Origin of the sequence: Colwellia marinimaniae (assembly GCF_002207865.1) — a bacterium.
Taxonomy (GTDB): Bacteria; Pseudomonadota; Gammaproteobacteria; order Enterobacterales; family Alteromonadaceae; genus Colwellia; species Colwellia marinimaniae.
Map to the genome: position 1 here is coordinate 29218 of NZ_BDQM01000033.1, position 11795 is coordinate 41012.

An 11795-nucleotide genomic window follows, 5' to 3' on the forward strand; every position below is an offset into this window, starting at 1 on the left:
CTCTTGGTATTGTCAATAGTATTGTTAATCGTTATGTTAATAAAGCTTAGAATTAACCGCATTACTTTGTGCAAACCAGCTAGTGGCTTTATTACCATTACTTTCGATGAATTTTTGAAAGTCTGGGTATGCGTGTAAAATGTCGACCATTTCACTGGGGTGCTGCCACTCTTCTTGTGAGCCAGGATTTATTGCCAGTGCCCAGGGTAAACCCTTGCTGGTTTGATAGGTGTTTTCGCCACTAACTTGAGTCCTGTCATCGGCCAGGCCAAAAAGTGAGTCATCTGCTTTAGAGGTGGGTTTTTTATTTTTTAGATGAATCTCTAGCCCTCTACCTGGATGGAAAAAGAGATCGCCATGATAGGTGCCCTCTTGAGCAAATATAAAGGGGTTATAAGGCGCTTGAGGGAATTGCTCTAAGGCAATAGCAGTGATAAAGGGTACCGTTACGCTAAAGGTCATCAGAGATGAGTTACTACAGTTACTCTCGGTCCGATAATATAAGCAGTCTTGGCTTAATTGAATGTGATTGCGTAAATCATCAGTAATGTTAATCACTAAATATTGAGTGCCCTCTTCAATGGCGCTGCTTTCTTGTAACACACCATTGATTTCAAAACGCACTAAGCTGGTGTCGACATTGCTAGCGAGTATATTATCTAGTTGAATGGCAAAGCCATTATGATAAGAAGCACCTAGCGCTTTTACTTCCCCTTGAAATTCTATTTGTTTTACTGCGTAGGTGTCTGTTAATAATAATGATGAGTTTTGCAGGATAACTACGTCATTCATATCGTAATCACCTTGCTCTGGCCAGCTGTCCTCAAAAGCAAGGTAATAAGGGGTATCTTGAATTTGGCTATTGCCTGGATTAGTCACAAGTACGCGGTAGTCCTCTACTTCACCGTCACTGACACCGCCACTGGCAACTACAGCCGCTACTGTGGTAAATCGCGCTCGGGTCCAAGTAAAACCATTTAAGGCCGTTAAAGGTGTATTGACCAAAATCACTTCTGTGGTGTCAGCCATATATTTATCAGAGATGAGCTTTTCATCGGCGGTAAATTGACCGTCACGATCCCAATCAGCCCAAATATTAAGGTAGCCAGCCCCGGTGACTTGCACCTGAATCAAGCTATCACTGCCGGCCAATAAGGGCGTTAAGAAAATTATGCCATCATCTTCATCTGTTTTAGGGTAGACCTTGGCATTATGCTCAGTGGTTATACTAGTACCTAAGTAATTATCACTAACGCTATGTCTAGCACCATTACTAAACAAAGTCGTACCATAACTGTCTGGGGCATCACCGTAATCTGTGGTGGCGGCTACGGATTCATCAACAATAGGGGCAAGAGCACAGCGGGCGCCATCGTTTTGCGAGGCACTGGGGCCATAGGCGAAAAAGGTTGCTTGTGGATTTGAGTCAGCAACATCAATAATAAAGACATAGCCATCACTATTTCGACTGATATATAAGTAGCCATCAATATCAAAATAAACAGCACCAAATGTACCTTGCTCGCCGACATTAGCCAGCGCAGTCGCGACTCCGCTAGTGACATTAATTTGGTATAGTTGACCATCTCTATCAACTGTGTACAGCAGGTTATTAGTAGGATGAAAAGCAAAATCAAAAATGGTTAACGACAGGGCTTGGCCATCAATGACTTTAATTACTTGCATATAATCGTCTGATTGCACATCAAGCGACACCTTGTATAAACCATAACTGGCACCTTTTTTATAAAAATAATAACTATTTTCATTGAGTGCGATATCACCGACATAAAAGTTTACCCCAGGATTATAGAGTAAGGTAATGGGTGTCGCTTGGTAGTCGCTGCCAATACGCACTAAGGTGCCCCATTCGTAGCCCCAGCCGTAAAGGTAATTGTCGTGAAAGTTAAAACCAATGGCGTTTATTTTACCCGTGGTACCTAAATCATCGGATAGCAGTGAGTAATTGCCGGTCACTAGGTTTACCCCGTAAAGTTTCGCAACTTGCTGTTGCATTAAAAACGCTTTAGAAGGACAACTTTCAAAAGGAGCGGCGTTTAATGATAAGTGAAATATCATTAAACCCGCGAAAGATAAAATACGAATTTTTTTCAGATAGATCATGAAAAACTCCCTCAACCCTGTTTATGAACAATTAAGCAAGGAGCGATCCGTTTGTTTTTTTATTTTAAAATTTTAAGATATATCTTAGGGCAACCCCGGTCTTTAAAGGTTTAGTCAGCTAGATTTTTTGTTCTAAGCGCTCAGCCAGCGTTAAAATCACTAGTGTATTTAATTTATTGCAATAAAGGATTATTTTGCAAAATAGTTCTTTATTTGCCATGTACAAAATAATAATTAATCGTAACTAATTGATTTGTTATTATTATATTTTTGGCATGTAGTTTGCTCTTTAAACCGTAAGGCTGTTGGTTATGGCGGCGTTAGTTATGAGAATAACCAGAGAGAACCTTGTCAACGCCGCCATCATAGAGTGTCAGCTCCATTGTTCGTTAGTGTTAACCAACAGCCTTACTTAATGCAAGTGAGCAAAGCCAGCTCTTTGTCTCGGCTTTATCATCGCTTGGCAAAGAGGCTATGAGCTTTGATATATTGGCAGAGTCATTATTTACCAGTTAAGCTTTTTTCTATAAATGGTTGAAGGGCTGACTTCTAATAAGGCCGCCGCTTTGGGGATATTGCCCTGGCAATGCAATACTGCCGCTTCGATAGCTTGTTTTTCAACTTGCCAAAGTGGTTGAATAGCGGTGTTTTGGCTTACTTGTGGCTTAGCCGCACTATAGATGTTTTTTATATTTTCAATAGGAGAAGTTGGTTGAATGGCACTATAGCTCCTTACCGTCGTTGATAACGACTTAATGATCATTTCGGAGGTTATTTGCTCACCACTGTTGAGGATCACCATGCCATGAATTACATTTTCTAATTGACGTATATTTCCCGGCCAGTCATAAGAGCAGATAATTTGAATAGCATTACGAGAGAATTTTTTAAAATGCTTATATTCTACTTTGTTGTATTTTTTTAAAAAAAAGCTGGCGATATGGACCAGGTCACCGCCTCGTTCTCTTAAAGGAGGTAAAGCCATGGTAATAACGTTTAAGCGATAATATAAATCCTCTCTAAAATCGCCATTTATTACCGATTGTCCAATAGAGTTCGAGGAGGCAGATATAATTTGCGCATGAAATTTTATTACTTCATTTGTGCCTAGCGGGGAAAACTCCCGCTCTTGCACTACTCGTAACAGTTTTGCTTGCAGCGGCTTTGATAAGGTGGTTATCTCATCTAAAAACAAGCTGCCTTGCTTTGCGGCAGAAAATAAACCTTCTTGATTGGAAATTGCGCCAGTAAAGGCACCTTTAGTATGACCAAAAAGTTGCGATTCCATTAAGTTTTCACTGAAGTTTGCGCAGTTAACCGCAATAAACGGTTGATCTTTATGGTAACTTTCATAATGACAAGCTTTAGCAACTAACTCCTTACCCGTACCTGTTTCACCGGTAATAAAAATGGGCGCATTAGTACTTGAAGCATGTCTAATACTGTCAAATAGTTCATGCATGCTTTCATCTTCTGCAACCATGCCGTGAAAGTTAATTAAGCCAGTCACGGGTACATTTCCGTCATTAGTAGCAGACACACTAATATTTTTTTGTCTACTAAGGGCTTTATCGACGACAAACTTTAGTTCTTTATTTATCCAAGGTTTACAAATGTACTTTTCGACCACGCCAGAGCTAAAAGCAGCGGAGATAAGGTCAAAGTCTTGATAGGCAGATAAAATAATACGCTGAGAGTTAGGCCAGCGTTTTTTAATATGCTCTAATAGTTCGCAACCATTCATTTCCGGCATTTGTTGATCTGAAATAATGACATCAGGCTGATTTACTTGGCAATACTCTAGTGCGGCAAGTGGTGAGTTAAAGTCAATGATAGTAGCCTGAACACTGTGTAAAGCTCTTTTTAATGCTTGTAATATATTGATGTCATCATCAACAAGCAATAAAATTGGTAGCGGGGAAGTGTTATTGTCATTTTCCATAATAAATGCCCGATTAAAAAAGTTTATCTTTTAATCATAGAAGATATTTGCAATATCATAGGTGTTATTTGCAATTTGCATCTTTTTTTAAAATGCTTAAACTATAGTTATAATTTTAAGGCTATGATAAAGACGGTAGCGGTTTGAAAACCGTATTCACCAGCTAGGGAAGAATAAATGGACAAACCTTCATTACTAATACTTGATGATGAAAAGGAAGTGCTTAACGCGTTAAACCGTGTGTTACGTAAACATTTTCAATTGTATTTGTTTTCAGATGCGAATGAAGCCATTGGCTTTTTCCAAGATAATCCTAATATTCCGCTCATACTTACCGATATGAGAATGCCGATTATGGACGGTGCGACATTCTTAGGGAAAATTATTGATATAAACCCTCACTGTAAGCGATTTTTACTGACCGGACATGCCGATATTAATTTAACGGTAACCGCCGTTAATGAAGGGAAAATATGTCATTATTTTTCAAAGCCATGGCATAATGAAGAATTGATCACTGAGCTGACAAGTGCTTATGAACTGTACTTAAATGAAAGGAAAACTAAGCAGTTATTAAAAATAAATTTGGCTAAAAATGCCGAGCTGTCGCTTATTAATAGCTCTCTGGAATTAGAAACCAATAAAAGCAAAAAAAAATTACTGCTTGTTTCCGCGCGAGAAGCTAATGGTTTTGTTCGGCTCAAAAAAACTTTTTCGACCTTTATTGATATTTATGCTGAAACCATTTGTTTGCATACTCAAGATGTTACTCGCCATAATTTTCGTGTTGCCGCCCATGCTAGGTTAATCGCAGAAAGTCAATCTTGTGATAAACTCACCACGTTTCAAATTTATATTGCTGGCTTGTTGTATGAAACGGGAAAATTAGCACTCGAGCAAAGTTTGCTGAAAAAGCCTATTGATACTATGTCGCAACATGAAAAAAATCTCTACAGTGGCTTTTATCAAAAAAGTTATGATTTACTCAATAAGGTTGATGAGCTTTCGTTTGTTGCCGACATCATAAAATACATCCCGGAAAACTTTAATGGCAGCACTGCACCTGAACATTTAGTGGCTGACGAAATTCCGTTAGGCTCGCGTATTATTGCTATTGTTTCAATGTACGATAATTTAGTCAATGGTCGTCAATCACCGGCTAAAATGACAACAGTACAGGCCAAAAATCGTGTTAAAGAATTAGCGAAAACCATGTTTGACCCAAGGTTGCTTGATCACTACTTGACCCTTTTAGATGAACAGCCAAATTCAACGGAAGGGCGAGTTGAGTATTTATTAAATAGTAGTGATTTACGTGTCGGCATGGTGTTAACCCAGGATATTGTTAATACCGATAAAAATCCTATGTTGACTAATGGCACAAAAATAGAGCAGTACCATATTGATAAACTACTTGCCATTGAAAAAGAGCAAGTAGAAAGTTTTTTGATTTATGCACATTAATATAGCCACTAACCTTGCTCAGAACAGCATGGATTTTGGCTATATTTAGGGCGTTTCTACCTAGTTAATAGGCACCTTTGACTAAAAGCACAAAAATAGAGCAGTACCATATTGATAAACTACTTGCCATTGAAAAAGAGCAAGTAGAAAGTTTTTTGATTTATGCACATTAATATAGCCACTAACCTTGCTCAGAACAGCATGGATTTTGGCTATATTTAGGGCGTTTCTACCTAGTTAATAGGCACCTTTGACTAAAAGCACAAAAATAGAGCAGTACCATATTGATAAACTACTTGCCATTGAAAAAGAGCAAGTAGAAAGTTTTTTGATTTATGCACATTAATATAGCCACTAATCTTGCTCAGAACAGTATGGATTTCGGCTATATTTAGGGCGTTTCTACCTAGTTAATAGGCACCTAGTACCACAGAATATCAGCAGGTGAATATTACCGCCCCTAGGCAATATACTCTTATCTAACGCTATTCTCCCTAGTAAACACTTGCTATAATGCGGCTATCTTGGTGCGCAAAATGCACTTTATATAGTAAATAGACCAGTAAATTTGTCTGCTTGCTATTCGTTTTTTTCAGAGGTTTATTTTCATGTCGGATGCCGAAAACCGCCCAACAAACTTTATTCGTAATATCATTGATGCTGATTTGGCTAGCGGTAAACACACCAGTGTACAAACACGCTTTCCACCAGAGCCAAATGGCTTTTTACATATTGGCCATGCAAAAGCTATTTGTTTGAGTTTTGGTATCGCCCAAGATTATAACGGAAAATGTAATTTGCGTTTTGATGATACCAACCCTGAAAAAGAAGATATTGATTATGTGCATGCCATTCAAAAAGATGTTCTGTGGTTAGGGTTTGAGTGGGCAGGTGAGGTTCGCTATTCCTCTAATTATTTTGAGCAGTTACATGGTTTTGCCATTGAGCTTATTGAAAAAGGCTTAGCGTATGTGTGTTTCTTAACTGCGGATGAAACCCGTGAATATCGCGGCACTTTAAATAAACCAGGTAAAAATAGTCCTTACCGTGAAACGTCTATCGCAGACAATTTAGCTTTATTTGCCAAAATGAAAAATGGCGAAGTCAAAGAAGGCGAATGTGCACTACGTGCTAAAATTGACATGAGCTCAAGCTTTATCTGTTTACGTGACCCTATTATTTATCGAGTACGTTTTGCTCATCATCATCAAACGGGAGATAAGTGGTGCATTTATCCTATGTACGATTTCACTCATTGTTTGTCAGATGCCATAGAAGGCATTACCCATTCTATTTGTACCTTAGAGTTTCAAGATAACCGCCGTTTATACGATTGGGTTATTGAAAACGTCTCCGTACCGTCTACGCCACATCAATACGAATTTTCTCGCTTAAACCTTGAATATACTCTGATGAGTAAACGTAAGCTAAATACCTTGGTCGAAGAAAACTTGGTTGAAGGCTGGGATGATCCTCGTATGCCAACGATTGCAGGTTTTCGACGACGTGGTTATACCCCGGCTTCAATTCGTGAGTTTACTAAGCGAATTGGTGTGACTAAAATGGAAAACACCATTGAAATGAGTGTTTTAGAAGCTTGTATCCGTGAAGATTTAAATGATAATGCCTCACGTGCTATGGCTGTACTTGCTCCGATCAAACTGGTTATTGAAAACTACCCAGAGGATAAAAGCGAAGACTTAGTTGTTAAAAATCACCCCAGTGATGAAAGTCAGGGCACACGGATTGTCCCTTTTAGCAAAGAACTTTACATAGAAGCAGAAGACTTTAGAGAAGAAGCCAATAAGAAATATAAACGTTTGGTTATTGATAAAGCGGTACGTTTACGTGGCGCCTATGTAGTCACAGCGACACGCTGTGATAAAGATGATCAAGGTAATGTTACTACCGTCTACTGTACTTACAATGAAGATACTTTAGGTAAAAACCCAACAGATGGTACTAAACCTAAAGGGGTAATTCACTGGGTTGATGCGGCTAAGTCTCTTGATGCTACGGTGCGTTTATACGATAGATTATTTACCGTAGCAAACCCAGCCGCAGAAGATGACTTTCATGCGGTAATTAACCCTGATTCTCTAATCGAGATTACCGGGGTAAAAGTTGAGCCTTCATTAGCGGATGCCAAAGCTGAAATTGCTGTTCAGTTTGAGCGTCAGGGGTATTTTTGTTTAGATAATGATATTAAAGAGCCAGGGGCGCTAATTTTTAATCGTACGGTTGGTCTGCGAGATACCTGGGCTAAAATCAGTAAATAGCCTGAACGTATTGCTAAAAGCATAAGCCAAAGTAGGGTAAAGCAATTGCGCGCATTGACTGTGTATTGAGTGTTATTGAGCTGAGTTCTTTTTACCTAAAGCCAGTAGTAAGTTATTTAAACTTACTACTGGCTTTTTTTTTGTTAAATCTGTTAACCTTATATAAATAATTATACTCCATTAATTAGGGCTTATTTAATGAATAACCAGTTAGCTGCATCAGTATTTTTAGGTGTTTTTTTGCTACTTGCCTTAGCCGGCTGTCAAGAGCCGCCCTCAGTAGCCGCAGATGCTAAAACAGCGCTAAATAGCCAAGATAGCCCGAATGCTAGCAAAGATGAGTTAAACTTACTGGCTCAAAAAGTCGCAAAAAAAAGTATAAGCGCTAGATCCTGGTCCCAAATCAAAGCCTCAGGTTACATTAATGCGGTAAAACTTGATTGGCAGTTAGAATCGGCATTACCTCGCGCAGGCTCGACCAGTGCCTATCATTCTATCTTATTGCAGCGTTTTGCCGATGAGCGCGGCTTAAAGATTAACTGGCTGCGAGTGAGTAACTTAGCCGCTATGTTTAGCAAACTAGCCACTTTTGACGTTGACATTATTCCTCGGCATTTAACCATAACCGCGACACGTTTAGAAAAATTTAGTTTTTCCTATCCCTTGTTACGTGATAGAGAAGTGGTGATCGCTAAAGCGGGTAACGATAGCTTTAATAGCAAAGACGATATTACTATTACTCTCCCTATCGGCTCAGCTTATATCGACAGTGTCAGTAAACAGTTCCCCCATTGGCACATTAATATTGTTGAGGAGAAAGTCAGCTCACAAGAAATGGCTGACACTATTGTCGATGGAGCAATGAAATATACCCTGATTGATGTTTTTGCTTTAGAAACATTGCAGCAATATCGTGATGATATTCAAAGTGTCTTTATCCTACCGAAAGCAATCACTCTCGCTTGGGCGGTTAATTTAGATAATGATAGTTTTTTACATGAATTAAATGACTTTATCTCGGTTCATCATGTTATGCAGGTAGTTGAGCCAGAACGTAAAATTGACTTTGATCAGTTAAAAAAAGACAAGCTTACTTTACGGGTTATCACACGAAATAGTCCGGAAACCTATTTTTTATGGCGTGGTGAATTACTCGGTTTTGAATATGAATTGATGCGTAAATTTGCTGATATCAACAAGGTGAAATTGGTTATTGTTGTGGCCGATACTTATGACGAAATGCTGACATTATTAGCCGAGGGTAAAGGCGATATCATTGCTGCCGGTCTGTCTCGAACACAAGCACGAACAAAAAAAATAGCTCAAGCCGGCTTAGCCATTAGTATTCGTTATAACCGGGTAAAAGAACAATTAGTGGCTCATCAAGATAGTTTAGCTATCAATGAGCTAGCTGATCTTAATGGTCGCACTATCACCATAAGGAAAAGCAGTAGTTTTTGGACAACGGCGCAAAGATTAGCGCAAGACTTTGGCGCTAACATTGTTATCGCCAACGAAAATATCGCCACAGAGATATTAATCAGTCAGGTGGCCGATAAAGAAATTGATTTAACCATAGCCGATAGTAATTTAATCGCTATTGAGAGCAGCTTTCGAACAGAAATTATTACTCCGTTAACGTTTAAAGAAGATGTGCCTTATGCCTATTTGGTTAGGAAAAACAATCCGCAATTACTTGCCAATTTAAATGAGTTTGTTAGAAAATACTACCGCGGGACTTTTTACAATGTCGTCAAAAATAAGTATTTTCACAATAAAAAATCAAAAGAAAGTCATAAAAAACACCGTTTACTATCAGGTTCAAGCTTGTCGCCCTATGATGATATTGTCCGCTCTTATGTCAAACCCTATAACTTCGATTGGCGTCTGATTGTCTCGCAAATGTATCAAGAAAGCCGCTTTGATCCACTCGCCAGTAATGCCTCCGGTGCTTTTGGTTTAATGCAAATGTTACCTCGCACTGCCGCAGAGCTTGGTGTCGAGGATTTAAAAGACCCAGAGCAAGCCATAGCGTCCGGTGTGCAATATTTAAACTGGACCCGTGACCGATTTTCTAAGGACTTACCGGTACAAGAGCAAATATTTTTCTCCTTGGCATCCTATAATGCGGGTTATGGGCATGTAAAAGATGCGCAGCGCCTGGCAAGACAGCTCGGCTTAAGAAGTGATCGGTGGTTTAACAATGTTGAAAAAGCTATGTTACTCCTGCAGCGCCGCCAGTATTATCAAAAGGCCAGATTTGGCTACGTTAGAGGCCGAGAGCCAGTAAATTATGTGCGTGATATTCATCAACGCTATTTAAGTTATATTCGCATTACAGGTTAGCATCTTTACTGTATTAGGCATTACTTTTGAGCGTATTATTATTTATGAACGTCAGACTATTTACCTTTATCATACTATTTTTTTGCACAAATTCCTTCGTCAATGCTGACGAAATAGAGCCAGTGCATTATGCCTATGCTAATTATTTAGGCAGTGGTATCTATCGAACCACAGGGCAAAATGCTAGCTTGATCAGTATGCCGTTCTCCTATGAGCTTGGGCATAAGGGCAAGCTAAGTTATGGCTTACGCTTACCGGTTTCAATTGGTTTTTTTGACTTTGATTTTGCCGACTTACCTAACCTAGATTTACCCGATGAAGTCGGCACGATAACCTTTACTCCCGGCATAGCCTTTAACTATCAATACAGTAAGAACTTGCTGATAGAAAGCTATATTGATGTCGGCTATGGCCGCAACCTAACCACCAATAAAGGCGTTAATATTCATTCTTCAGGTGTTTCTGCGCTCTATCATTTTGAAATAAAAAAGTATGACTCTATTTGGGCCAATAGAATTTATATTGCTCGTTATGATGGTAATGGTTATGATGCCCAAGACTCTTATGCCGCGTTGCAAATAGGGTTAGACACAGGGTTGCCAGTGCAATATCAAATATTAGGTTATCAATTTCAGCCAAGAATTTTTGCCACGGCTTTTTGGTATTTTAGCGAAGTTGATTTTTTCATGCCGCGCACTCAGGCCCTTGATGAGGGTAAAAATATTAGCCTAACTAATAGTATAGAATTAGGTTTTACTTTGAAATTTGCCAAAACCCTCGGCTATTCTTGGGCGGGCATTGATAGACTCGGCTTGAGTTATCGTTATAGCAAAAACTTTAGCGCCGTGCGTTTGTTGTTTAGTTTTCCTATATAAAGTGGGGGCTTACAGCTTAGCTGCCAAGGTCATAAAAAATCCATTATCAATGAAGGAGTAATGGATTTTCCCAGACGTTAAGTATCGCTGCACGGTTCATGTTCTTAATTGAGCCGCATTAGCCAGAAAGACTCTTTTTAGTGAATAACTTTATCGGTTATACCCGGAGCGCTTTATCACCACGCGCCATACCGACACAACCTGAACGAGCTGTTTCAATAATTTCCGTCTCATTTTTAAGGGCATCAATAAAGGCATTGAGCTTGTCAGCATTACCGGTAAGTTGTACGGTATAAACCTGCTTGCCAAGGTCAATAATATTGCCACGAAAGATATCCGTTATGCGTTTTACTTCAGTGCGAGTTTTATCATTCATAGCACCAACTTTTACTAGCAGTAATTCACGTTCAATATGTTTTCTGTCGGTAATGTCAGTGATTTTAATGACATCAATAAGCTTATTAACTTGTTTAACAATTTGCTCTAATACCTTGTCATCGCCCTTAGTCGCAATGGTCATACGGGATAAACTATTATCATCAGTTGGGGCTACCGTTAAGCTTTCAATATTAAAAGCACGTTGAGAGAATAGCCCAACAATACGTGATAATGAGCCGGGTTCATTCTCCATCAAAATAGCTAAAATTCTACGCATTAAGATTTACTCCTTTATTCGCTGACTTTTGATTGAACAACAGGAAGTAGTTACAACTGTGGGGTAGTGAACAGACTTCATTTTCCACTAACATAAGAAACATAGCTAAA

Annotated in this window: 7 protein-coding genes; 4 read left to right on the forward strand and 3 right to left on the reverse strand. The window is 39.1% G+C overall.

Annotated features, from left to right (window positions below):
- Nucleotides 1-36: 36 nt before the first annotated feature.
- Nucleotides 37-2124, reverse strand: a complete 2088-nt coding sequence (locus tag MTCD1_RS15120) for an LruC domain-containing protein (protein ID WP_057180502.1) — start codon at nt 2122-2124, stop codon at nt 37-39.
- A gap of 505 nt (nt 2125-2629) precedes the next feature.
- Nucleotides 2630-4066: a sigma-54-dependent transcriptional regulator gene (locus MTCD1_RS15125; RefSeq protein WP_057180504.1), complete on the reverse strand. Its 1437-nt coding sequence runs from the start codon at nt 4064-4066 to the stop codon at nt 2630-2632.
- Nucleotides 4067-4243: 177 nt separating this feature from the next.
- Here MTCD1_RS15125 and MTCD1_RS15130 point away from each other — a divergent pair, with 177 nt between their 5' ends.
- The 4 genes from MTCD1_RS15130 to MTCD1_RS15145 all read left to right on the forward strand — a co-directional run bounded on the left by MTCD1_RS15130 (nt 4244) and on the right by MTCD1_RS15145 (nt 11030).
- Nucleotides 4244-5530 carry an HD domain-containing phosphohydrolase gene (locus tag MTCD1_RS15130; RefSeq protein ID WP_057180505.1) on the forward strand — a complete coding sequence of 429 codons (1287 nt, stop codon included), beginning with the start codon at nt 4244-4246 and terminating at the stop codon, nt 5528-5530.
- 608 nt (nt 5531-6138) lie between these two features.
- Nucleotides 6139-7809, forward strand: a complete 1671-nt coding sequence (glnS, locus tag MTCD1_RS15135; protein WP_057180507.1) for a glutamine--tRNA ligase — start codon at nt 6139-6141, stop codon at nt 7807-7809.
- 198 nt (nt 7810-8007) lie between these two features.
- A complete protein-coding gene (locus MTCD1_RS15140; RefSeq protein ID WP_057180509.1) occupies nt 8008-10155 on the forward strand; it encodes a transporter substrate-binding domain-containing protein in 2148 nt (715 codons plus the stop codon).
- Nucleotides 10156-10181: 26 nt separating this feature from the next.
- Nucleotides 10182-11030 carry a hypothetical protein gene (locus tag MTCD1_RS15145; RefSeq protein ID WP_231732985.1) on the forward strand — a complete coding sequence of 283 codons (849 nt, stop codon included), beginning with the start codon at nt 10182-10184 and terminating at the stop codon, nt 11028-11030.
- Nucleotides 11031-11187: 157 nt separating this feature from the next.
- On the opposite strand, the gene ilvN is transcribed toward MTCD1_RS15145, so the two are convergent.
- Entirely contained in the window at nt 11188-11685 is a 498-nt protein-coding gene (gene ilvN / locus MTCD1_RS15150) for an acetolactate synthase small subunit (protein WP_057180513.1), read from the reverse strand.
- Nucleotides 11686-11795: the final 110 nt, after the last annotated feature.